General features: G+C 39.5%; 21 protein-coding genes. 6 read left to right on the forward strand and 15 right to left on the reverse strand.

Annotation, left to right across the window (positions count from 1 at the left end):
- The coding region (locus V5N63_RS06590) for a T9SS type A sorting domain-containing protein (protein WP_332033309.1) at window positions 1–721 on the reverse strand (721 nt) is incomplete at its 3' end.
- Between the two features lie 154 nt (window positions 722–875).
- On the opposite strand from V5N63_RS06590, the gene V5N63_RS06595 reads away from it, so the two are divergent.
- Window positions 876–4,109: a hypothetical protein gene (locus V5N63_RS06595; RefSeq protein ID WP_442905786.1), complete on the forward strand. Its 3,234-nt coding sequence runs from the start codon at window positions 876–878 to the stop codon at window positions 4,107–4,109.
- A 63-nt stretch (window positions 4,110–4,172) separates the two neighbouring features.
- Here V5N63_RS06595 and V5N63_RS06600 read toward each other — a convergent pair whose 3' ends face one another.
- Window positions 4,173–5,369, reverse strand: coding sequence for an exo-beta-N-acetylmuramidase NamZ family protein (locus V5N63_RS06600; RefSeq protein ID WP_332033310.1), 1,197 nt, complete (start codon window positions 5,367–5,369; stop codon window positions 4,173–4,175).
- Between the two features lie 4 nt (window positions 5,370–5,373).
- On the opposite strand from V5N63_RS06600, the gene V5N63_RS06605 reads away from it, so the two are divergent.
- Complete coding sequence (locus V5N63_RS06605; RefSeq protein ID WP_332033311.1) at window positions 5,374–6,603, forward strand: ABC transporter permease; 1,230 nt, start codon at window positions 5,374–5,376, stop codon at window positions 6,601–6,603.
- Window positions 6,604–6,620: 17 nt separating this feature from the next.
- Window positions 6,621–7,601 (forward strand): PLP-dependent cysteine synthase family protein, encoded by a 981-nt coding sequence (locus V5N63_RS06610; protein ID WP_332033312.1) that lies wholly within the window; start codon window positions 6,621–6,623, stop codon window positions 7,599–7,601.
- Window positions 7,602–7,704: 103 nt separating this feature from the next.
- Here the strand turns inward: V5N63_RS06610 and V5N63_RS06615 are convergent, their stop codons facing one another.
- From V5N63_RS06615 to V5N63_RS06640, 6 genes are all read right to left on the reverse strand, one after another.
- Window positions 7,705–8,991 (reverse strand): glycosyl transferase family 1, encoded by a 1,287-nt coding sequence (locus V5N63_RS06615; RefSeq protein WP_332033313.1) that lies wholly within the window; start codon window positions 8,989–8,991, stop codon window positions 7,705–7,707.
- A gap of 91 nt (window positions 8,992–9,082) precedes the next feature.
- Window positions 9,083–9,490, reverse strand: coding sequence for a GxxExxY protein (locus tag V5N63_RS06620; protein WP_332033314.1), 408 nt, complete (start codon window positions 9,488–9,490; stop codon window positions 9,083–9,085).
- Between the two features lie 21 nt (window positions 9,491–9,511).
- On the reverse strand, window positions 9,512–12,076 hold the full coding sequence (locus V5N63_RS06625) for a YfhO family protein (protein ID WP_332033315.1): 2,565 nt from the start codon (window positions 12,074–12,076) through the stop codon (window positions 9,512–9,514).
- A 56-nt stretch (window positions 12,077–12,132) separates the two neighbouring features.
- Window positions 12,133–12,357, reverse strand: a complete 225-nt coding sequence (locus V5N63_RS06630) for a hypothetical protein (RefSeq protein WP_088470000.1) — start codon at window positions 12,355–12,357, stop codon at window positions 12,133–12,135.
- A 38-nt stretch (window positions 12,358–12,395) separates the two neighbouring features.
- On the reverse strand, window positions 12,396–13,451 hold the full coding sequence (locus tag V5N63_RS06635; RefSeq protein ID WP_332033316.1) for a DUF6263 family protein: 1,056 nt from the start codon (window positions 13,449–13,451) through the stop codon (window positions 12,396–12,398).
- A 193-nt stretch (window positions 13,452–13,644) separates the two neighbouring features.
- Window positions 13,645–14,163: an SRPBCC family protein gene (locus V5N63_RS06640; protein WP_332033317.1), complete on the reverse strand. Its 519-nt coding sequence runs from the start codon at window positions 14,161–14,163 to the stop codon at window positions 13,645–13,647.
- A 119-nt stretch (window positions 14,164–14,282) separates the two neighbouring features.
- On the opposite strand from V5N63_RS06640, the gene V5N63_RS06645 reads away from it, so the two are divergent.
- Window positions 14,283–16,301: a M3 family metallopeptidase gene (locus V5N63_RS06645; RefSeq protein ID WP_332033318.1), complete on the forward strand. Its 2,019-nt coding sequence runs from the start codon at window positions 14,283–14,285 to the stop codon at window positions 16,299–16,301.
- 101 nt (window positions 16,302–16,402) lie between these two features.
- Here V5N63_RS06645 and V5N63_RS06650 read toward each other — a convergent pair whose 3' ends face one another.
- The 3 genes from V5N63_RS06650 to panD all read right to left on the reverse strand — a co-directional run bounded on the left by V5N63_RS06650 (window position 16,403) and on the right by panD (window position 18,684).
- On the reverse strand, window positions 16,403–17,125 hold the full coding sequence (locus V5N63_RS06650; protein ID WP_332033319.1) for a hypothetical protein: 723 nt from the start codon (window positions 17,123–17,125) through the stop codon (window positions 16,403–16,405).
- Window positions 17,126–17,265: 140 nt separating this feature from the next.
- A complete protein-coding gene (locus V5N63_RS06655; RefSeq protein WP_332033320.1) occupies window positions 17,266–18,303 on the reverse strand; it encodes a lysylphosphatidylglycerol synthase transmembrane domain-containing protein in 1,038 nt (345 codons plus the stop codon).
- Between the two features lie 30 nt (window positions 18,304–18,333).
- Window positions 18,334–18,684, reverse strand: coding sequence for an aspartate 1-decarboxylase (gene panD, locus V5N63_RS06660; RefSeq protein WP_088469994.1), 351 nt, complete (start codon window positions 18,682–18,684; stop codon window positions 18,334–18,336).
- Between the two features lie 399 nt (window positions 18,685–19,083).
- On the opposite strand from panD, the gene V5N63_RS06665 reads away from it, so the two are divergent.
- Complete coding sequence (locus tag V5N63_RS06665; protein ID WP_088469993.1) at window positions 19,084–19,374, forward strand: HU family DNA-binding protein; 291 nt, start codon at window positions 19,084–19,086, stop codon at window positions 19,372–19,374.
- A gap of 70 nt (window positions 19,375–19,444) precedes the next feature.
- Here V5N63_RS06665 and pdxH read toward each other — a convergent pair whose 3' ends face one another.
- Window positions 19,445–20,089, reverse strand: a complete 645-nt coding sequence (gene pdxH, locus V5N63_RS06670; protein ID WP_088469992.1) for a pyridoxamine 5'-phosphate oxidase — start codon at window positions 20,087–20,089, stop codon at window positions 19,445–19,447.
- 52 nt (window positions 20,090–20,141) lie between these two features.
- On the opposite strand from pdxH, the gene V5N63_RS06675 reads away from it, so the two are divergent.
- Window positions 20,142–20,690 (forward strand): YqgE/AlgH family protein, encoded by a 549-nt coding sequence (locus V5N63_RS06675; RefSeq protein WP_332033321.1) that lies wholly within the window; start codon window positions 20,142–20,144, stop codon window positions 20,688–20,690.
- 149 nt (window positions 20,691–20,839) lie between these two features.
- Here V5N63_RS06675 and V5N63_RS06680 read toward each other — a convergent pair whose 3' ends face one another.
- The 3 genes from V5N63_RS06680 to V5N63_RS06690 form a co-directional block, all read right to left on the reverse strand.
- Entirely contained in the window at window positions 20,840–21,487 is a 648-nt protein-coding gene (locus V5N63_RS06680) for an aminotransferase class IV (RefSeq protein ID WP_442905787.1), read from the reverse strand.
- Window positions 21,488–21,717: 230 nt separating this feature from the next.
- Complete coding sequence (locus tag V5N63_RS06685) at window positions 21,718–22,104, reverse strand: START-like domain-containing protein (RefSeq protein WP_265143473.1); 387 nt, start codon at window positions 22,102–22,104, stop codon at window positions 21,718–21,720.
- A gap of 249 nt (window positions 22,105–22,353) precedes the next feature.
- Window positions 22,354–23,529 carry an aspartate aminotransferase family protein gene (locus V5N63_RS06690; protein WP_332033323.1) on the reverse strand — a complete coding sequence of 392 codons (1,176 nt, stop codon included), beginning with the start codon at window positions 23,527–23,529 and terminating at the stop codon, window positions 22,354–22,356.
- Between the last annotated feature and the right edge of the window lie 26 nt (window positions 23,530–23,555).

Below are 23,555 nucleotides of genomic sequence, written 5' to 3' on the forward strand. Positions count from 1 at the left end.
TGTACATTCCTTTAGGCAAAGAAGTTACATCCAAAGAAGTGTTTTCGTTAACAGATGTAGATTTTACCACCTGCCCGTTCATTGATACGATCTGTACATCAGCTTTTGCAGTGAAAAGGATACTGTTAGCAACTACTGTATTTTTAACCAGGTTGGTTTTGGTTGAGTTTACATCACTAACCGCTGCTGTAGGAGCTGCAGTCCATGAAACATTATCAATAGTAATCTGCTTGTTTCCTGTAGCAGTACCAGCTGGATAAGTAATCTTAATTTTTACCACTCCTGTTTTGTTAACTGTTGTAGTAGAGGTATAAACCGTCGCATCGGCTCCTGCAGCCCCAAAAGCTGGTATGAGTGTTTTTTCTTCACCGTCAACCAAAACAGCTAAAACCCTGTTATTTGTTCCTCCTGTAAATGCTTTTCTGTAGCTAAAAGTAAAAGTTCCTACACCACCGTTATTAATGGTGAATTCTACTGAACTAGGCTCGTCTGCTCTTCTAAGCATCAGACCTTTCCCATTAATTGGATAACTATCGGAAGTACCTAGTCCTTCGTTTCTTGAATGAACATAATTTACAGTAACCCCAGATGTTTCGCCATTAAATGAACCATCAGCATAAGTTGCTGTTAAAGCTGTTTGAGATTCAAAAGTCTCAGCACCTTGTGCATTTACCGTTGCAGCAAAAACAACTGCCGCAACTAAAGAATAGAATTTCTTCATTTTTTTAAAAATTTAATAATTAATAATTTCTGCGGCAAAAATACATTCTTTTTTGCTAATATCATAATTATAGCATGAATTAACTGTTAACAATGCAAAAACAATTTTAAAAGCAGTTTTTCGTTACTTTTACACAACGGTTTTAAGGGTAATTTTGGCAAGAATACTGTTTTTTCTATTTTTTTTATCCTCTGCATTACAGCTTGTCAATGCCCAGATTTTCACGTGGAAAAATCCCAATATTCCTGAGGATTCGCTTAAAAAAGATTCAGTCTTGGCGGCAAAGATTGAAAAAGATGTTTTTTCGAAAGACACTTTAGATTTCATCCGCACTCCTAACAAAGTCATTCTTGATGAAGGAGTATTGGTTAAAAATACGCGATCTCAAATCCTGGGAGACCTCAATTCCAAAGGTTCCATCATCCGAGGGATCACGTTTGGAAATAACCAAGGCCAAAGCGTACAAAGTTCGATGGATCTTCAGATTTCTGGAAAATTATCGAAAGACGTCACGGTTTTGGCGTCGATTTCAGATCATAATTTGCCCATTCAGGCCGACGGTTACACGCAGACTTTGGAAGAATTCGACAAAATCTATATGCAGCTCAATATTAAGGACCGCTCTATTCTCCGCGCCGGGCATCTGGATTTGCTGGATGAAGCGACTTATTTCGGTCGTTTCCAGCGGCGCAGTATGGGATTGCAGTTTGAAACCGGTTTCGGAAACGAAAATAAAACCTTTGTCGATCTTTCCGCGGGTGTGGCACGAAGTGAATTCCACCGCATCCGCTTTCAGGGCGTTGAAGGAAATCAGGGGCCTTACCGGTTGACGGGCAAAAACGGCGAGCAGTTCATTACCATCATTTCAGGTTCGGAGCAGGTTTACATCGACGGGATTTTAATGAAACGCGGCGAAAATCAGGATTACGTCATCAATTACAACACCGGAGAAATTACGTTCACTAGTTTCAGACCCATTTTCAAACAGAATTTCATTACCATTTCCTACAATTATACGAACAGAAATTACACCAGATTTCTGGTGACCGGCGGCATCCGACATGAAAGAGAAAAATCAAAGTTCGGTTTCAACTGGTTTATGGAAAACGACAATAAAAATTCGCCACTTTCCCTGAACTTAAGTAAAGAAGACGAACAGATCCTGGTAAATGCGGGCAACAATCCGGATTTGATGTATGCGCCGTCGGGAACGGTTTCGGAGTATGATGTTAACAAAATTCTGTACCAGCTCATTCAAAATCCGAACGGAAATTATTACGAATTTTCAACTGATCAAAATCAAACTTTATATCAGGTTGCCTATACTTATTTCGGACAAAACCTGGGTGATTACCGAATTAAACAAACCACCAACAACGGCCGCGTTTTCGAATATGTAGGAGCGAATATGGGCGAATACCGGGCCGTAAGAAAACTTCCGTCGCCACAGAAAACCCAGGTTTTTTCTGCCAATTCTGAGTTTTTACTGAACAATGGTAAGATTGGGGCTGATGTTTCGATGAGTAATTTCGATGTGAATCTGTTTTCCTCGAAAGATTCCGATCAAAATATCGGGTATGCAGGACGAATTTTCGGGAACAAAACATTTACAAAAAACAACTGGAAAGGAACGCCAAGTTTCGAGTACCAACATATCAATTCGCAATTCCATATTCTGGACCGAATCAATGACGTGGAGTTTTCGCGTGATTTTAATTTGGCGCAGGAATTCAACCAGATAACGCAGAACCGTTTTATTTTTAATTTTTTAAATGAATGGAAAAACACCTCTTTCCTGAATTATAAACTTAATTATCTGGACGAAAAAAATTCTTATACGGGAATTAAAAACGATCTGGATTTCGGCTGGGTTAAAGGAAAATTCAATACCAAGGGAAATTTTTCTTACCTCGCTACGAAAGCCACTTTTCAGGACACTAAATTCGTAAGAAGCGGAGTGATTTCTGAATATTCCACTAAGAAAGGCAGCTGGGCTATGGGCGGAAGTATGGAACATAACGTGAAAAACTTCAACGAAACCAATCAGCTGGATGTAACGAGTTTCAGCTGGAAGGAAATTTTCATTCAGAAAAAAATCAGTGATTCTTCGCGAACGAAATTACTTACGCGGATGTATTTCCGAGATAATGATTCGGTGCGGAACAATTCCCTCGAAAATATGAACCATATTTTGGGAATCATGGCGGAAAGTCAAATTATTAAAACGGAAAAAACCAGTTTGAATTCGTTGATTCATTACCGAAAATTTTACTATCAGAATCAGGATGTTGCAGCAAATCTTAATCAGGATTTTGTAGTAGGAAATATTCTTTACAACCAGCAGCTTTTCAGAAACGGAATGCGTTTGCAGGCTTTTTATGAACTCGGAAACGGGCAGGAAGCGCAGCGGGAATTTCAATACATAAAAGTGACCGACGGGCAGGGCGTTTATAAATGGACGGATTATAACGGCGACGGAATTCAGCAGTTAGATGAGTTCGAAATTGCTGAATATGCGGATTTAGCGCAGTACATCAGGGTTTATACGAATACCGTGAATTATATTCCGTCGAATAAAAACAAAATGCAGCTGGCCCTTTTTGTAAATCCTTCGGTTGTTTTCAACTCTGAAAATCAGTTTCTGAAGCGCTGGAATTTCAATATTTCATTGAATTCCCAAAATTCCTTTTACAAAAGAGACCGCGTTTTGGTTCTGAATCCGTTTGAAAAAAATGCAGACCAAATCCTTAAAAACCAGAATTTCCTGGCCTCAGCGCAATTCAATCCGACCGAAAAATCCGGCTGGAACGGGAATTACCGATTCGTTGCGAATGATAATCTGGTAAATGCCAATTTCAGCAATGAGGAACGCAGCCAGGATTCGCATTTTTTAAATATTGGCTATTGGTTCAGCAAAGATTTCCGTGTTGATTGGGAAAACTCGGCGCATCATATTGAAAACGCGTCGCAGTTGTTCAACTCCAGAGATTATATTCTGAATAATTTCGAAACAAAACCGAAAGCGACTTATAAATTCACAGAAGCAGTTCAGGCAGAACTTTCTTCAGCTTTACGACAGAAAAAAAGAACGGATGGCGAAGAGTTTTTAAAAACGTTTGATCTCACCGGAAGTCTGCAGTGGGAACGCAGAAAAACTTCGGTGCGCGGCAGTTTTTCATACATCAATAACGATTTTAGCGGGAATAATTTTTCAATTGTCGGCAACCAAATGCTGGACGGGCTGAAGCCTGGAAAAAATCAGGTGTGGTCGGTATTTTTACAGCAATCCATCAATTCATTCATCCAACTGAATATGAACTACGAAGGCAGAAATTCGGGAGAAAGAACGATACATATAGGATCGGTGCAGGTGAAGGCAAGTTTTTAAAGATGATAGATGTTTTAAAAAATTGTTTATTGGATGATCAACCCGATCTTCTTTTCCTGCTATTTAATCTTCATACATCACATATTTCGTTCTGATTTTCTGAAAATCTTCGAGTCCTTTTTTCCATGAATCTTTGATTTCTACGGCAGATTTCCCGGCAACGATTTGCTTTCGAAGTTCGTCGGTTCCGGCCAGTTTATCGAAGAAAAGGTTTTTCAGGAAGAAATCCTGCCCAGGATTTTTGTAATTACTGTAAGCTTTCAAAAGCCACTCAATATTCAGTGCGCGCAAATCTTCAGGATAATCGGAAAGGTTTTCACCATAGCATAATTTACCGTTCAGGAAAGGATCTTTAGCACCAAAATTAGGGCGTGGCGTAAACTGATAAGGCAAATTTTTGGTCCAGGGACTTCCGTAAATCTGAAACGGCAAACCGGTTCCGCGACCTACGGAAACCTGTGTTCCTTCGTAGAAACATAAACTTGGATACAGGTTTATTGCCTTGTCATTCGGCAGATTTGGTGAGGGTTTGTCCAGAACTCCGTAGCGTTGCTTTTTATGATAATTCAGCATCGGAATTAAAGTATATTTTGCCTGAACACTATTTTTTAGCCATTTTTCACCGTTTACCATTTTTCCATATTCACCGATCGTAAGTCCATATACAACCGGGACATTATGCATACCTACGAAACTTTTCCACTGGTCTTTCAGAACTGGACCGTCGATATAACCGTCGTGCGGATTCGGGCGGTCGAGCACGATTACTTCTACTCCATTTTCTGCGCCGGCTTCCATAACGTAAGTTAAAGTTGAAATATAAGTGTAGAATCTTACGCCGACATCCTGAATATCAAAAATAACAATATCAATACCTTTCAGCTGCTCGGGTTTTGGTTTTTTATTGTCGCCATACAAAGAAATTATTGGGATTCCTGTTTTTGTATCCACTCCGTTTTTAACATGTTCACCAGCATCTGCATCCCCGCGGAACCCATGTTCAGGTGCAAAAATCGTTTTGATACTGATGCCGTTTCTCACTAAAAAATCGACTAAAAAGGTGCGGTCTTTCAACAATCCTGTCTGGTTCGTAACTACTGCCACCGTTTTATTCTGAAGGAGCGGCAGGTAAAGTTCCGGCCGGTCGGCACCAGTTTTAAAACAGTTTTGATCGGTATTCTGCGCAAAATTCATCTGGCAGAAACCAAAATAAATTAGCACAATCAGAAGTAAATCTTTAATTTTGGCGCTTAAACTCATCGGCTTGAAATTTCCATTATATTTTTCTAAAAAAATTGCTTTTTCCAAAGATAACAAAAATAATCTCTCACGGATTATTGTGTTTATCGGCAGGCTTTCCGTAGCATTGGGAGTTATCGTTTCGCTGATCACGGTGTCTACCGGAATTGGTTCCAAAACAGCCATAAAGGAAAGAATGGCCGATTTCTCCGGACATATTTCGATAAAGTCCAAGCAATCCAACAATTCTTATAACTCTTCGATACTGAGCACTGAAGGGCTTCAGATCGATAAAATAAAACAACTTGAAGATGTGGCGAGCACCCAGAAATATGTTTCTGTAAGCGGCATTTTGCGTAACGAACATAATTTTGCGGGAATTATTTTCAAAGGCGTCGGTAAAGATTTCGATGCCGAAAGGTTCAGGAAATTTATTATTGCCGGTACAACTCCAGACATTACAGAAAAAGGCTTCAACAGCGGTATATGTATCTCACAGAAAATCGCCAATGACCTTCATCTTAAGGTAAAAGACAGTATTGTTGCTGTTTTTTCAAAGGAAAACCAGAGTCCGCTTTACCGGAAATTTGAAGTAGTAGGGATTTACAAAACCGATATCAAGATGATTGATGACCTCTTTATCATCGGCGGAATCAACCATGCCCGCAAAATTCAGGGAATGGAAAAGAATGAAGTTGGCGGTATCGATGTTTTTCTGAAAAACATCAATTACATCGACGAAGATGCTCCGAAAATCGACAAACTTGTAGGCTACAAAAATTATATTGTAAAAGCCACAGACGAATACCCGCAGATCATGGATTTCATTGCGATTTTTGATACCAACATCGCGCTGATCATCATCATTATGTTGGTAGTAGTCATCATCAATATTGTAATGGTGCTTTTAATTCTGATTATTGAAAGAACAAACTCCATCGGAATGCTGAAAACACTGGGCGCCACCAACGCACAAATTCAGACTATTTTCATCAATTACACACTGATGATTATGATTCCTGGACTGGTCATCGGAAACCTGGTGGGAATCGGATTCTTACTGATTCAGAAATATTTCGGGGTCATCAAACTGAATCCTGAAAATTATTATCTCAGCACAGTTCCCGTGGATCTCAATATCCTTCACATTCTGGCAATATCGGTAGGAATTCTTCTGGTATCAGCAATTTCGCTTATTTTACCGAGTTACCTTATCAGCAAGATTTCGCCGGTAAAATCCCTTAAATACAGTTAATTATAATTTAAATATATATGAAATATTCAAAAAACATTCTCGAAACCATCGGAAATACGCCGCTTGTAAAACTTAACAAGGTTTTGGGCGAAGATTTTCCGGCATTGGTTTTGGCGAAAGTTGAAACATTTAACCCCGGAAACTCGGTAAAAGACCGAATGGCGGTAAAAATGATTGAAGATGCAGAAAAAGACGGCAGACTGAAACCGGGCGGAACCATTATCGAAGGAACCTCCGGAAACACAGGAATGGGGCTTGCCCTCGCAGCCATCGTAAAAGGTTATAAGTGCATCTTCGTTACCAATTCGAAACAGTCTAAAGAAAAATGTGATATCCTTAGAGCCGTGGGTGCTGAAGTAATTGTTTGTCCTACTGATGTAAAACCAACGGATCCCCGCTCCTATTATTCCGTTTCCAAAAGACTGGCTACGGAAACCGAAAATGGATGGTATGTAAACCAGTACGATAATTTATCGAACCGCCAGGCGCATTACGAACAAACCGCTCCGGAAATCTGGGAACAGACTGAAGGAAAGCTCACACACTTTGTTGCAGGGGCCGGAACAGGAGGTACAGTAACGGGCTGTGGGACATTCTTTAAAGAGAAAAATGCAGACATCAAAGTAATCGGCGTAGATACTTACGGGTCTATTTTGAAAGAGTTTCACGAAACCGGAGAAATTCATTACGACCATGCCTACACTTATGTAACTGAAGGAATTGGCGAAGATATTATCCCCGAAAACTACGACATGACCGTGATTGATCATTTCGAGAAAGTAACCGATAAAGACGGTGCAATCTATGCGAGAAAACTGGCAAAAGAAGAAGGTATTTTCTGCGGATACTCTGCCGGAAGTGCGATCGCTGCTCTGGCTCAGATGAAAGATCAATTCACGAAAGATGATGTAATTGTGGTTCTTTTACACGACCACGGTTCACGTTATGTAGGAAAAATCTACAACGACGAGTGGATGCAGGAAATGGGCTGGTTATAATCTATACACAATTCAATCCTTCAAGGATTTTAATCCTTGAAGGATTCCTGATAGACAAAAAAAACGGACTAGCATCCGTTTTTTTTATTACTAATTTCAGTTGCTACCTGTTGAGTATTTCTGCTAACTTCTGTGTGAGGTTCTTTCTGGAAAACTGCGCAATATTTTGCGTATCAGGAGAAATTTTGCCGGATTTCCATTCCTGGTATTTCGCCAAAATGTACCGTCTCAAATTCTTTGAATCATCATAAGAAAAATGTTTCCCCGCATTGGTTTCATCGAGGATTTTCTTTACATCGCTGTCTTCGGGTCCGAAAGAAAGGATTGGTTTTCCTGTGGCCAGATATTCAAAAATCTTTCCCGGAATGATTCCCTTTGAACTTACCTCAGGAAAATTGGTAATTAAAAGTATATCCGACTTCTTCATTTCGATATTGGCTTCCGAATGAGAAAGATAACCGAAATTATTGAGCGAATATTTCAGGTCAGAATTTTGAATTTGATTTAATATTTTATCATCAACCCTGCCTACAAATTTAAGTTCGAAATCTTTTTTAAAATCATGATTTTCTGAAATAATTTCATTTAAAGTGTTCCACAAAATTTGAGGATTTCTGAGCTGTTCCAGAACACCGATATAACTTAAAGTGAACTTTGGATTTCTCTCAGTCTTTAAGGAGGTTTCAAAGCCATCAAATCCATTCGTAATACAGAAGGCATCCGCTCCCTTTTTTCGGAAGTTTTCGGCATCGGTGTAGCTTGTTGCCAAGGTGATATCGGCGGTTTTAAAAACTTTTTGCTCTAAATCACGATGCTTCCTGTCTGAAGCTTTGGTTAGTTTTAAATGTTTGTAATAGGAAATTTCGGTCCATGGATCACGGAAATCGGCAATCCATTTCAGATCGGGGAATTCCTTCTTCAGTTCTAAGCCAATGAGATGGACAGAATGTGGCGGACCTGTAGTTACCACAGCATCGAAATGATTCTCTTTCAAATATTTCCTCAGATAATTTGCTGAAGGTTTTACCCAAAATACGCGGGCATCGGGAATAAAGAAGTTTCCGCGCACCCAAATCGAAAGTCTGGATTTCCAGGTTTGGTTTTTACCAACATCGAACTGGCCGGCTTTGAATTTTTTATTGTCTTTACCAAAAAGTTCGGCAATCTGATATGGTTCCCAAATTTTTGTTCTGATGATTTCCAGATCCTTTGAAACTTCATTCTGCAAAGTTTCATCAACAATAGGATAACTTGGATTTTCGGGGATAAAAACGGTGGGATTCCAGCCGAAACCGGGTAAATATTTCACAAATTTTAACCACCGCTGAACGCCGGGCCCACCTGCAGGTGGCCAGTAATAAGTGATGATTAAGATTTTTTTGTTATTCATTATATATTACCGCAAAAGAGGCAAAAGTTTTAATGCGATTCAGCTGTTCAAAAGACAGCAAAATCTAATGTTTTTTGTAATGAATTCATAATTAGTCCAGCTGATCAAAATATTTATTAACGAAAGTTTCCTGGCCAAGGTGGTACAAATTCTTAACATTAAAATTAACTAAAATTCCTTTTGGGACTTTTAATAAATTCATATAATTTAAAACTTGGGATTTATGAATATCTAAAATTTGCGTTACGGATTTAATTTCTAACACAATTAAATCTTCAATTAAAAAGTCACATTTAAAATCACAATTCAAGTTTTCTTCCTTATAAATTACAGGAATTACCAACTCAGATTTAAACTGAATATTTCTTAATTGAAACTCTTTTTCTAAAGCTTTGTGATATACAATTTCAGACAATCCCGAACCCAAAATTTTATGAACTTCAATACAGGCGCCGTTGATTCTGTAAGTAAGATCTGTAATGTACTTCTGGGTAATCATAAAACTTTTTTAATCTTTGTATTACTGAGAACTGCGCAATTTACTTTTGCCTCTTTTGCGGTAAAGCATATATATTCCAGCTAAACTCAGGGTTAAGAAAAGTCCGAATGCGATCATTGAAATTACTTTTCCGGTTTGAATAACCGCAGGTTCGAAGATCATTTTAACGGTATGATTTCCGGCCGGAACATGAACCGCTCTGAGCAAATAATTCGCTTTGATATAAGGAACCTCCTGATCATCAATCAACATTTTCCAGCCTTTTGGATAGTAGATTTCAGAGAAAACAGCTAACTGTGGTGTTTTCGACTGCGTTTTGAATTCCAGTTCATTGGGCTGATATTTTGTAAGATTCAGAACCGCTGCAGCATCTGGCTGGACTGGTTTTCCGTCAAAATATTTTCTGTCTTCATTCGAAATCACCGCAATTTTCTTAGTATCAACTTCACCGATCTGCTTGATTTCTTCGTTAGGAGAATTTACAAATTTCAGTTCAGAAACAAACCATGCATTGCCGTTTGCCTGAGGATTCACCACTGCTTCAGGATTCTCAGCATCACCGAAAATCATGTATTTTGTGTTAAGCATATTGAGAATTCTCGGTACCCGAACGGTATCGGTACGGCTGAAATATTCGTTGATTAAATCATCATAACGGCGAAGTTTCACGGCATGATAGCCACCCACAGAGGATTTAAAATAAGAAGTATTGGTCTCGCTGAATGTTCCTAAAACCTGATTGTAAATTCTGTAATGGGTTTTGTCTTTTTCAGCGATAAGTTCAAGAGTTTTGTTTACGTTTGCGTTAGCAAGAAGAGTTTGCAGGTTTCGGTTTTCGCCAACTTTCTGCATCAGCAGTTCTGAATTTTCAGTCTGAAAAGGATTTTCAGTAAAGGTTTTATCGATGAAGTTTTCGTTATTCAAATACCTTTTGTTAACACTCCACAAATCAAAAAGACTCACCAAACCAATAATGAGAATGGCTAAATTCTGACTGATTTTCCTCTTAATTCCTAAATATAAAACGGTAGCAGTGATACCGACATAAACAATAGCTTTTATCGCATCAATCGTGAACATTTTCGAACGTTCATCTACTAAAAAATCGAGCAGGAATGGCGGCAGATATGCTTTTTCATTATCGGTATAGAAACCTAAAACTGATTTACCAAAAATTAAAAGCAAAACTGTAATTCCCAGAGTTCCAGCACTTACATATGTGAGGATTTTCTTTTTGTAATCTTCTGTCAGAATATTTTCAGAATTAGTTTCCGTCTTTTCATTAGAATTGAAAAATCTGTAAAGACCGACCATTGCAATTAAAGGAAACAGCAGTTCTACCACGACCAGAATTGAACTTGGCGCCCTGAATTTATTATAAAAAGGAACGAAATCAATAAAAAGATCCGACACGATCATAAAATTGCTTCCCCAAGCCAGAAATATCGTGAGAATTGAAGCGCCTAAAATCCAGTATCTGTATTTTTTCCAGGCAAAGAAAAAGCCCAGTATCGCAAGAAAAACAACTACCGCGCCCTGATACGCAGGTCCGGAAGTTCCAGGTTGTTCGCCCCAATAGGTCAGCGAACCGAAACCCCTTGAAATACGGTCCATTTCTTCCTGCGAAGACACGTTTTCCTGAACCAACTCCTGAACACGGTTCATCATTCTTTCTGAACCTTCTTCTGTGCTGGAACCCCCCATTAATCTTGGAATAAAAAGATTTAGTGTTTCCAGTTTTCCATAGCTCCACATCAGCATGCTTTCTTTATCCATGCCCGATTTTCCGGAAGCGTGTATATCGTTGTCTAAAATCTGCTTCCCACGAACAGTTTCGGTGACATATTCGGAATTAGCCATTAACCGCTGAGAGTTCATTCCAACACCAAGCAAAAAAGCGAACGCTAAAATCCCGGAAGCGATCCCGAAATGCTTCCATTCGGTTTTCCCCTGAATTGCACGCACGAGTTCTGAAATAAACAGAAATCCAAGCGCAATAAAAAGGTAGTAGGTCATCTGCGGGTGATTTGCAGCAATCTGAAGCCCCATAAACAAAGCGGTTACAATGAAACCGACAATGTATTTTTTACGGATGTAAACCAGAAGAATCCCTGCAAGCAGCGGCGCAAAATACGCTACGGTATGTATTTTTCCGTTATGTCCAGCTGCAAGTGCAATGTAAAAATAGGTTGAAAGACCGAAAAAAGTTGCTCCTAAAAATGCGTACTTCCAGTTGCGTACGGCGACCATTCCGAGGAGGAAAAACCCTGAGAAAAGCAGGAAAATATAATTGGCGGGTTTGGGCAGAAAGTTAAGTAAATCATCAACTTTTTTAATGAGATCACCCCGGAACTGTGCTCCCATCTGGTACGTGGGCATACCACCGAACATGGAGTCGCTCCAATAGGTTTCTTCCCCGTTTTGGGCGCGGTAATCCAATAGTTCTTTGGCGCCGCCTTTGTACTGCACAATATCGTGTTGAAAAAGCTGTTTCCCCATGAGAACAGGGTTTGCATAAACCAAAGCCAGGATGATAAAAGCAATAATGCTTCCTGCGATGAATATGAGTTTTCTGTTTTTTGCCATAGTGAATATCATCAATAAAAACCCTTTCAAAACTACTAATTTCAAAAGGGCTGCGTTTATTTTTCTTTGTCTTTATTTTCTTTTACTTCTTCGTAATCAACCGTTTCTGCATCCCAGTTAATTTTGGAGTCCAAATTTTTCTTGGTTTTCCGGGACTGTGTTTCGTTTCTGTTTTCTGGTCTTGGGAATTTATAAAAATTGCTGAAAAACATTCTTTTTAAAATATTCCAAAGGAAAAAGATGATAATGGTTGCGAGAATTAATTCTAAAATATACTTCATTGTTTATCGCGATTAAGAAATGAACAATTTGCCGCCAATTACTTCGCCGGATTTACCTCTACCGTCGAATTAGAAACGCTTTTCATGGTTTGCGACTGTTTGCCGTCGGAAAGTGTTTCAGACTGCGTCGTTTTCACAGAAATTGTTTGGTTTTTTATCCAGCCGGTATTCTGGTCAAGTGTAATGATTCCGTTCTGAGAAAGTTCAGAACTCATGCTTCGGGTAATTCCTTCCTGGGTTTTCTTATCAGATTTTTTGGGAATTCCGCCTCCTACCGCAATTACGGCTACGCCATCACCCACACTTTTCAGCATGTACGTGGTGGTGAGTTTAATTTTCCCGTCGGGTGTTGCATTTTCACTTTGGGACCATTTGTCGCCGATTTTTACGCCTTTTGCTGGAAGCAAAAGCAGGTTTTTGGTAAACTGTTCTTTCAGGATTTTTTCGTTAAAACTTTCTTTAAAACTGTTTACGAAAGCCGTTTTCTGCTTAGCATCTTTAATCGCAGATCCTGCCGAAGCAGCAATTTTACTATAAACCGGATCGAAACCTGTAATCGAAATCACTTTACCGTCTTCACCCATCTTCATATTAAGTTTGTTCCCAACAAGGGCTTTATTCACTTTCCACATCATTTTCAGCTGTTCATCTGCCGGTTCCGCAGATTTGGTATCAACAGCCACGGTTTTCCCGTTTGCCGACTGGGCATTTCTTTTACCGATTAGGTTGATGGTGATATCGTAAATTCCGTTTTCGAATTTATTTACCGTAAATGACATTTCATCGGTACTTTCGCTGGTTCCGCTTTGGGTTTTACCATCCGGCGCGGTCATGGTCTGTATATCTTTCTGATAGGTTTTCAGCGGATAGGTTTTGCCAACTTCCAGCTTAAAAGACTGTGTGTAAAGTCCCATAGAATCTTTAATTGCCGCAGCTGCTGCTGCCGTTTTTTCAATCTTTGCTGAGTCCTCTACAGGAACTTCAACCGTAACAGTTTTACCGGTTTCCGGATCGACTTTGGTAATGGTTTTGGTTTCTTTTTTACAGGAAACAACGGCTATAGAAAGAAGCGCAAGGGCTGTAATTTTCTTCATTAAATATTTTTATAAGGTTTTGAATTCCGGAAAAACAGTTTTTCACGTACTGAAGGCAAATTTAAGGTAATTATTTTTGATGATTTCAATCCTTCCTCATATTTTTCTGAATTACCTCCGGCTTATGAATCACCAAAATGTGCGGGAAGAAAAAAGTCGGACTAATGCCCGACTTCCAAGTTTTCAGCCCGAATTATTCTTCTGAGATTACTTTAAGTTTCTTCAGACCCGAACCGTAGGATTTCTCCATCTGTGAGTCCATAAAAAGTTTCATCAGATTCATCGGGTAATCGAGTTCACAATCCATTGACCAGGTGACTTTTGTGGAATTTCCTTCCGGACTCAAAACCAAATCTGAGGTCGCTTCGCTTTCAAAAGGTATTTCGAAAAGCATTTTGGTAGACTGTTTCTGATTTGGGACCAAAGCGGTAACGATGTGGCAGCCTTTTCCCGCATCATCATTACCTTCCCAGCAATACTGGTCGCCAACTTCACCGGAATTTCCGGAGTAAGTCACTTTTACATTCGGGTTCAGGTCCATAAACGGATTCCATTGGTTGAAAGCCTTCATCGAGCTCATATTCTGCCAAACTTTATCAGCAGGTGCATTGATTACTGCAGAAGTCTCGAAATGGTATTTCTTACCCATCAGCAGCATGACAACGATAAGTGCAGCAACCACGCCCACCAGGATTTTTAAAAAAGTTTTCATGACGGTTTATTTTAGTTTTAACGTTTAAACAAATATAAAATATAAATTTCAGTAAATTTACACCTTCGTATGACATTGCTTTTACCTTACTTTAAGTTTCCGTTCACAAATCTTACACTATGCAAAATCCATTATTAGAAAATTTCAATACCAAACACCGTTCAGCACCTTTCAATGAAATCAGGGAAGAGCATTTTCTGCCCGCTTTTCAGGAGCTGATTAAAATTTCTGAGAAAGAAATCGATGATATTGTTGAAAACAACGAAGAACCAAGTTTTGAAAATGTTATCGAAGCGTTGGCCTACTCGGGCGAAAAACTTGATGTGGTTTCCAGCATCTTCTTTAATCTGAATTCAGCTGAAACTAATGACGAAATACAGAAAATCGCGCAGGAAGTTTCGCCACTTTTAACAGAATTTTCAGCAAAAATCTCGCAAAACGAAAAACTCTTCAGCAAGATTAAAAAAGTTTACGAAGAACAGCAAAAATATCAACTGAACGAAGAACAACAGATGCTTCTAAGCGAAACTTACAAAGGTTTTGTGCGAAGCGGCGCTCTGCTGAATGAAACCGATAAAGAAAAATTTAAGGAAATCAGCATCGAGCTATCTAAAAAATCGCTTCAGTTTGGGCAGAATGTACTGGCTGAAACCAATAATTATTTCAAACATATCACCGACGAAAAAGACTTGGCCGGAATTCCGGAAGCGATTATTCAGCAATACCGGGAAGATGCGAAAGAGCGCAATCTTGAAGGTTTTGTGGTGACGCTGCAGTACCCGAGTTATATTCCCTTTATGACGTATGCGGAAAACCGCGAACTGAGAAAAGAACTGGCATTGGCGAACGGAAAAAAATCATTCAGCAATAATGAGTTTGATAACCAGAATCTCATTAAAGAGATTATCACCCTCAAGCAGGAAAAAGCGCAGTTACTGGGCTATAAAAACTATGCAGACTACGTTCTGGAAGAAAGAATGGCAAAATCTCCGGATCAGGTAACGTCTTTTTTAAACGAACTTCTGGAGAAAGCCAGACCTTACGCAGAAAAAGAAATCGAAGAACTTAAAACACTTGCAAAAGCAGACGGAATTGTAGAAATGCAGAGTTACGATCATGCTTTTTATGCAGAAAAACTCCGCAAGCAGAAATTTGATATCGACGACGAGGAGCTGAAACCTTATTTCCAGCTCGAAAAAGTTCAGGAAGCCGTTTTCGGTTTGGCTAAAAAACTTTTCGGACTTGATTTTGTGGAATCCACCGAGATCCAGAAATACCACGAAGAAGTAAAAACGTATGAAATTTTTGAAAACGGCGTATTTAAAGCACTTCTATATGTGGATTATTTCCCAAGAAAAGGGAAACGTGCCGGCGCGTGGATGACGAGTTTTAAAAATCAGTTCCGGAAAAATGGAGAAAATTCCAGACCGCATATTTCTGTAGTCTGCAATTTCTCGAAACCCACTTCAGACACGCCAAGTCTGCTCACTTTTCAGGAAGTAACCACGCTTTTCCACGAATTTGGTCACGCGCTGCATGGGGTACTGGCAGATACCACGTATCCAAACCTTTCAGGAACTTCGGTAAAATGGGATTTTGTAGAACTTCCGTCGCAGTTTCTGGAGAATTTCTGTTATGAACCGGAATTCCTCAAAACTTTCGCCAAACATTATAAAACCGGTGAAGTTTTGCCGGATGAGAAAATCCAGAAAATTTCGGATTCCAAAAATTTCATGGAAGGTTACCAGACTTTAAGGCAGCTTGGTTTCGGGCTTCTGGATATGGCTTACCACAGCAATGCCGACAAGGTTGGCGACATTAAAACCTTTGAAACCGAAGAAACAAAGGCCACCAATCTTTATCCATCAAATCCGGAAACGGCGATGAGCACCAGCTTTTCGCATATTTTCCAGGGCGGATATTCTGCGGGTTACTATTCCTATAAATGGGCGGAGGTACTGGATGCGGATGCTTTTCAATATTTCAAAGAAAACGGAATTTTCAATCCGGAAATCGCCGCAAAGTATAAAGTCTTGCTATCCTCAGGAGGCACAAAAGATCCGATGGAACTTTATAAAAACTTCAGAGGTAGCGAACCCAAAGTAGAGAGTTTACTGAAAAGGGCTTTTGGATCATAAGAGCAACAAATATATCTGTAAAAAAAACACGTGAAATTTCACGTGTTTTTTGGTCTTTGCAGTAGCATCTTCAAGTTTTTTGATTAACGCTGATTAGTTCATTAATCTGCAACTTTAAAAAGTTTTAAAGAAGTATAGGAAACAGGCAGAACGCCTAAATTTACCGGAAGAACACCGCCTGTGTTGAGGGCGAACGTAAGTGTATCACCAGCATCTAACTGAACAAGAGAATGGAGGCCCGTGGACGTTACAGGTATTGTAGCAACCGGCAAAGGACTTACTTCTACCCTCACGCCATTGAACGGTTTAGTTTGCCAAACGGCGGTATTTTTATATAAAACTAAACTTTTACCGGAAAGAACGGTAAGATCAACCCCACTTAACTGAACCTCAAAATTTACATCGTATATTCCGGATAGAGGAGCAGTATACACTCCATCGGTAAACAGTGCCGAATCGCCAATCCTTGTATCATTTCCAGAAAGACTGATAGGATAAGTGCTGCCACCAAGGTTAATATTAAGCAATGACCAGCTGCCATTGCGGTGCGCAGAATATGCAGAAGAACCTGCACCGGTGGAACCCAGCAAATTACTTACCGCAATTTCCTTTAAAACAAAATCTCCGGATGCAGATTTGTCTATTAACAATACGGCTTGGTCATTGGATGCAGAAGTAACTGTTTCAACTGTTCTAACCTTTAGATTGCCATTCACATCTAAAGTAGCCTGCGGATTAGTTGTATTGATTCCAACATTACCTGACTGTGCGTAAATAATTGATGATACACACAACATTAAAATAGGGCATAGTAATTTGTTCATACTTGTGTATTTTATGTTAATCAATAAAAAACACATCAAATACCATTCCTATCGATACATAAAAGGCTGCTTTTTTATTAAATAATCAATAAAAATCAATTATGATTAACTACACACGCAGCACACAAGAAAAAGAAATTCTATTTTAAAAGCAAACGACCACGTTCCCTTGCAAGTACCGGAATCGATATAACCCCCATCACAATCATGATGACGAGCTGCATGGTGTGGGAGATAAATGCATAAGACAGCCCTACTTCGCCACCTTCTTCTGGGTTTTTACCCATTGAAAGAAAGAGTGCCATAATCCCAAGTTTCAGTGCGAAGTGAAAAGCACCGATTCCGCCGGATGCCGGAACCATCATTCCTAAAGTCCCTACAACAATGATAAAAAAGCCATCTGCAAAAGTAAAATCCGAAGTTTCCGGAAGCGCAAAACATACGAGATATGCTGCCAGGTAGTAAGAAATCCAGATGGCAAGGGATAAAACAATGAATTTTCCTTTCTGCCGCATTTTAAAAATCGACATCAAACCGTGAAAAATTCCGGTGGCGAAGTTTAAAATTTTCTGATACAGCAAAAATTTCTCAAGTCTTTGTTTTAAAGCAAAAAACAAAATCGCCAAAACAACCGCTGCTCCCAATAGAAGAAATAATTTATTGTTAGATTGTGGTTCTGGAGTTTTTCCCTTTACCTGAGTGACATACCGGTAAAAGGAAAGAATTGCATCATATTTAAAAATCAGGGTCAGCAGCAGAAATCCTCCCATGCATACAAGATCCACTACCCTTTCGAGAATAATGGTGCCGAAAGATTTGTCTACAGGAACTTTTTCAACTCCGAAAAGGGCGGTAGAACGGGCCAGCTCTCCGCTTCTGGGAATGGTAAGGTTCATGAGATATCCGAAAGAAATCGTCCACAACGCATTAGAATTCGAAATTTTATAACCCATCGGTTCCAAAAGCAGATTCCAACGGACCGCCCGAAACCAATAAGCCAGAAGCCCGAAGAATGCCGCGGAGAAAACCCAGAAGTAATTGGCTTTTGCAAAGTAACCTGCAATTTTTTTGAATTCCATTCCTTTCAGTGCGAACCACATGAAAAGCCCTGCAATGGCAAGAGAAACAGAAACTGTAATGAGTGTTTTTATAGGATTTGGGTTTTTATTTTCTTCCAAAGGGGGGAAATTTAAGTGCGGATTCAGAAATTAAGTAAGGAGATTGGTCTTTTCATCAGGGAAAATAATCTTGGGCTGGAAAGTCTGCGCTTCTTCTGGCGTCATTTGGGCATAAGAAATAATAATGATGATATCATCTTTCTGTACGCGCCTAGCTGCCGGACCATTGAGGCATATTTCGCCGGATTTTCTTTTTCCTTTTATGGCATAGGTATCGAAACGTTCACCATTGTTTACATTTACGATATACACCCTTTCCCCCACCACAATTCCGGAGGCCTCCAGGAGGTCTTCATCAATCGTGATGCTGCCGATATAATTAAGGTCTGATTCGGTTACCCGGACTCTGTGGATTTTAGATTTAAATACTTCAATTAACATGGCGCAAATTTAATTATTTTAATCAAAACGAGTGAGAATTTTAATCTTTTAATTCTAATATTCTCTACGCAAAACCCACTTCAGAAGCCTGGGAATATCATCACTATCAATAATTTAACACTTATAGAGCATCGGTTGCACCAAAAAATCCACTGCAAATTCAATAATTCATAATTATGAATAATAAAAATCTTAAATCAGAAAACGTAGGATAATAAAGGTTTTGGCATGATTTTATAAGCTGCAAACGCTTATTAATTGAAAAAATCCTGATTTATAAGTTTATGTTAAATTATACTCTTTTCTCAAGTTTTGATTAATTATATAGAAAAAATTTGCACAATTTGAAAATTGTTTTATATTTGCTTTAACAATAAAACTAACCTTAATAATATTATTATGAACAAGTCTGAATTAATCGACGCAATCGCAAAAGATGCGAACATTACAAAAGTTGCTGCAAAAGCTGCTTTAGAATCTTTCATTTCTAACGTAACTTCTACTTTGAAGAAAAAAGACGGTAAAGTTTCTTTAGTTGGTTTCGGTACGTTCTCTGTAGCTGAAAGAGCTGCAAGACAAGGTATTAACCCTGCGACCAAAAAACCAATTAAAATTGCTGCTAAAAAAGTTGCTAAATTTAAAGCTGGTGCAGATTTAGCAGGAGCTGTAATGGGCGCTAAGAAAAAATAATTACTTAGCTGACAGTAAAAATTAAACCCCATCTTTCGGTGGGGTTTTTTGGTGCATAGCCAATAAATTTTCAGGGAGCAAGGCGACTGATCTTCCAATCGAAATCTTCCTGAAGTTCGTAAATTATCCTGTCGTGAAGACGGTTTGGCCTACCCTGCCAAAATTCGATCTCGTAAGGTTTAGCGAGATAACCTCCCCAATTTGCCGGGCGCGGAACTTCCTTATCTTCATACGCCGTCTCCAGATCCTTCAGTTTCTCTTCCAGAAAATTACGGTCGGGAATAATCTGGCTCTGCGGCGAAACCACAGCACCTAACTGGCTGCCTTTCGGGCGGGACTGGAAGTAACCGTCGCTTAAATTCTCCGCCAGCCTTTGCAAATTTGCTTTGATAATAATCTGTCTTTCCAGATGCGGCCAGAAGAAGTGAAGACAGGCCTGGTGACGCTGCTCTATCGCTCTGCCTTTTCTGCTTTCGTAATTGGTATAAAACACAAAACCTTCCCACGTATACGATTTCAGCAACACCATTCTGGTGCGTGGGCAGCCGTCATTTTCTACCGTAGAAACCGACATCGCATTAGCCTCAGAAACATCCGGATGCTCCTGTGCCTCAAGGTACCAGTCGCGGAACTGCTCCATCGGATTTCCTTTAATTTGATTTTCAAGAAGTTGAGATTTTTCGTAAACTTTTCTTTTGTCGTGAAGATTTTCCATTAAATTTTTTATTACATTTGATAAGAGGTTTTTGTAGAACCACCAATTTCAGATGAATTACTCGTACAAAGGTAAAATATTAATTTCCACTCCAGATATTTCCGGCGATATCTTTTCGCGCTCGGTTGTTCTTATTGTAGATCATAATGATGAGGGCGCTTTTGGATTAATTCTCAACAAAAAAAATAAAGATATGAGTGAACGTCTGCATACGATTTTTGGTTTTGCAGTAGATGTTTACGAAGGCGGACCCGTAGAAAATGACAAAATTTTCTTCATCTGCAAAGGAAAAAAGGTGACTGAGAATTTTTCGGAAATCAGTGAGGAGTTTTACCTGACCGAAGACATCGAAAATATCGTTACCGGAATTGTTGAAGATGAAATTTCCGTAGATGAAATCAAAGTATTCTCCGGTTATTCCGGTTGGGCGTCGCAACAGCTGGAAAGTGAGGTAAGGCGTAAAATGTGGACGGTTGTAGAGGTTTACAATTTAGATTACACCCTACCAAACGACGAAAGTTTATGGAAAAACATCATGCAGAACTTGGGTGGCGAGTTTCTGATCTGGGCCAATGCTCCGGAGGATGTTTCAATGAATTAAGCCGGCTTGTCTTTCAACAAAAAACTTTAACAAAACTTTAGCGCAGACCCAAATAATTTCCGTATTTTTATTACGTTATTGCTTTAACATAAAAAACTAAAACCCGGTCAATGACTTTCTTTCAAGGTTGTTTATCGGGTTTGTCAATTTCAGGCGAAATCGCTTTTCCACTTGCTGATTATTTCGGCAAATCTCATGTTTCCGAAAGTTTTGTTTCTGATTTTTGAGACGCTGAAAATTCCTTTTTCATCGGAAATCATTAAAATTTCCTCTGCCTTCTGAGATTCAAACGCGATCATTTCCGATTCCTGAATCTCTGCCAAACGGTGTTTGTGTACAAAGGTTACAAAATTCTCCATTAAAGGTGAAATATAGGCACCTTCGGTCTGTTTCGGGATGCGGATGATGTTCTCATTCAGGAAAAGCAAATTCCCGGAAATGCTTCTGGCGATCCGTTTGTTGGGATTCAGCAGGATAACCTCATCCAAATCGTTTTCCTTTGCGTAAATCTCAGCATAAATATTTTCAGGGCAGTGAACCCGGATGTTGCTCAGAAGATTGGTATTTACATTAATCTCTTTAATTAGATCCAGTTCTATTCCGCGCTGCAACGCCAACACATCTTCGACTTTTTTAACTTCGAAATAGAAGGAAACTTCGGCTTTTCCGAGCGACTTTTCTGTTCGGTTGCGGTACATCAAGAGCATTATTATTGCCTCGCTTGCGCCTTTATCGATAACATTTTCTTTAAAAAGGTTCTGGAAGAACTCCAGGGTATAAGTAAGCGGGATATTCATGCGCATTTTACGCATAGAAGCCATGAGGAAAAAATAACATTCTTCGGCCATGATCAGCTTCGAGCTTCGCACAAAAAAAGAAACCTTTACTGCATCACCGTAAAGAAATGCACGGTTTTGAGGCTGAAAATTATCGGAACTAAAGACAGTTTCTAACAAAATAAGGGTAGATTTTTATTAAAAAAATAATGAACGAAAATTCGTCCATCAAGTTTATCGGTTCAAAAAAATTAAGATGCGCCCAATTTTATTTTTAGATTTTCGAGGAGATTTTCCCAGTAGAGCTGGTTTTCGTCCTCGTCTCCCGGATCACAAAAATCTGTGATATTAAGCGAAAGATCTTCCGTAATATCATCAATTACAATACTCATTTCGAAGAAATTTTTGGTTCCTTCGTCTTCTTCCCAACGAAAACGCACAAAACTTTCAGGTTTGTAGCGGATAAGCGTGGCTTTTTCTGCCGGTCCACTGTTCCAGCTGAAGAAAAAGTCGTCGCCTTTTTCCACAACTTCATCAGCAAACCACTCGGAAAGCCCCTCTGCACTTGCCAAATATTCATATAAAATCTCCGACTGACAGTGCATTGGAAATTCGTATTGCACTTTCGTTTTCGCCATATCGTTCCCTATTTTTTTATTGTGCCGCAATATATAAATTAATTTCTTAAGTATGCAAAATATTTAGTCGAATATGCGAAATATCATGAGCCCGAAATGCCGGATTTTCTTCCATCGGAATTCCCGCTTTTACTACTCGCTTTTTCTACGTTTTTGCGACGACTTTAATGCACAACAAGGTAGAAAAGAGCTCATACAAAACCGATCAATCGGGCCTGAAATTTCAGAGCGTTTCTATTTCTGGGATTTTTATTCTTCATCAAGAACCTGAAGAATGATTTCGCAGCCTTCTTTTATTTCCTCCAGCGATAGGGTAAGCGGCGGCGAAATGCGTAGATATTCGTTTCTGTAAAGCTGCCAGAAAACGACCAAACCTTTTTCCATGCAGCGTTTTGCAACATTTAAAGTATATTCCGGTGAGCCAAGATTTACGGCGAGCATTAATCCGCGGCCGTTGATGTTTTTAATTTTCGGGTGAACCAATAATTTACGGAAAAGTTTTTCTTTTTCGTCCACTTCATTCATCAGTCCGCTGTCCAGAACTTCTTTCAGCGTGGCATAGCTTGATGCCGCAATGAGTGGATTACCACCAAATGTGGTGATATGCCCAAGTTTTGGCGAATGCGATAAAGTTTCCATGAATTCTCTGGAACTCATAAAAGCGCCAACAGGAACGCCGCCGCCCATTCCTTTGCCCATTACCAGAATATCGGGAACGATCCCGTAATGTTCGAACGCGAAAAGTTTTCCGGTTCTTCCGAATCCTGGCTGAATTTCATCCAGAATCAGCAAAGCGCCCACTTCTTCGCAACGGGCTTTGAGTTTTTTCAGATAATCATTTTCCGGAACCAGAAATCCTGCCGCTCCCTGAATGGTTTCCATAATCACGCAGGCTGTTTTCTCGGTTATTCTTTCCAGGTCTTTTTCGTCATTAAATCCGATGAAAGTCACCATCGGAAGCAGCGGACGGAATTCACGTTTATGATATTCGTTTCCGGAAACCGACAAAGCGCCGTGGGTATTTCCGTGATACGAGTTTTTGAAAGAGACTATTTCTTCTCTTCCGGTGTATCTTTTCGCAAGTTTCAGGCTGCCGTCAATGGCTTCAGCACCTGAGTTGACGAGATAAGTAACTTCCAAAGGATCGGGAGTGGCTTCTGCAAGAAGCTGACAAAGTTTAACAGGCATTTCCTGGGCATATTCGCCATAAACCATGACGTGAAGATATTTTTCTGCCTGCGTTTTAATGGCTTCTACGATTTTTGGGTGAGAATGCCCTAAAGTATTGGCGGAAACCCCGGCCACGAAATCGAGGTATTTTCTGCCGTCTTTACCATAAATGTAACTTCCGTCGGCTTTTTCTACTTCAAATCCTGCTGCGAATTGTGTGGTTTGCGCCTGATATTTAAAGAAATCTGATTGCATATTGTATCGGTTTTATATTTTAAAAA

The organism is Kaistella sp., assembly GCF_032060305.1.
GTDB classification, from domain to species: Bacteria; Bacteroidota; Bacteroidia; order Flavobacteriales; family Weeksellaceae; genus Kaistella; species Kaistella yananensis.

Coding starts and splice junctions, on each gene's coding strand:
- V5N63_RS06675 (WP_332033321.1), top strand. CDS start 20,142: ATGAATTACTCGTACAAAGGTAAAATATTAATTTCCACTCCAGATATT.
- panD (WP_088469994.1), bottom strand. CDS start 18,684: ATGTTAATTGAAGTATTTAAATCTAAAATCCACAGAGTCCGGGTAACC.
- pdxH (WP_088469992.1), bottom strand. CDS start 20,089: ATGGAAAATCTTCACGACAAAAGAAAAGTTTACGAAAAATCTCAACTT.
- V5N63_RS06630 (WP_088470000.1), bottom strand. CDS start 12,357: ATGAAGTATATTTTAGAATTAATTCTCGCAACCATTATCATCTTTTTC.
- V5N63_RS06620 (WP_332033314.1), bottom strand. CDS start 9,490: ATGATTACCCAGAAGTACATTACAGATCTTACTTACAGAATCAACGGC.
- V5N63_RS06615 (WP_332033313.1), bottom strand. CDS start 8,991: ATGAATAACAAAAAAATCTTAATCATCACTTATTACTGGCCACCTGCA.
- V5N63_RS06650 (WP_332033319.1), bottom strand. CDS start 17,125: ATGAACAAATTACTATGCCCTATTTTAATGTTGTGTGTATCATCAATT.
- V5N63_RS06690 (WP_332033323.1), bottom strand. CDS start 23,529: ATGCAATCAGATTTCTTTAAATATCAGGCGCAAACCACACAATTCGCA.
- V5N63_RS06685 (WP_265143473.1), bottom strand. CDS start 22,104: ATGGCGAAAACGAAAGTGCAATACGAATTTCCAATGCACTGTCAGTCG.
- V5N63_RS06645 (WP_332033318.1), top strand. CDS start 14,283: ATGCAAAATCCATTATTAGAAAATTTCAATACCAAACACCGTTCAGCA.
- V5N63_RS06665 (WP_088469993.1), top strand. CDS start 19,084: ATGAACAAGTCTGAATTAATCGACGCAATCGCAAAAGATGCGAACATT.
- V5N63_RS06680 (WP_442905787.1), bottom strand. CDS start 21,487: ATGAATATCCCGCTTACTTATACCCTGGAGTTCTTCCAGAACCTTTTT.
- V5N63_RS06635 (WP_332033316.1), bottom strand. CDS start 13,451: ATGAAGAAAATTACAGCCCTTGCGCTTCTTTCTATAGCCGTTGTTTCC.
- V5N63_RS06640 (WP_332033317.1), bottom strand. CDS start 14,163: ATGAAAACTTTTTTAAAAATCCTGGTGGGCGTGGTTGCTGCACTTATC.
- V5N63_RS06600 (WP_332033310.1), bottom strand. CDS start 5,369: ATGAGTTTAAGCGCCAAAATTAAAGATTTACTTCTGATTGTGCTAATT.
- V5N63_RS06610 (WP_332033312.1), top strand. CDS start 6,621: ATGAAATATTCAAAAAACATTCTCGAAACCATCGGAAATACGCCGCTT.
- V5N63_RS06625 (WP_332033315.1), bottom strand. CDS start 12,076: ATGGCAAAAAACAGAAAACTCATATTCATCGCAGGAAGCATTATTGCT.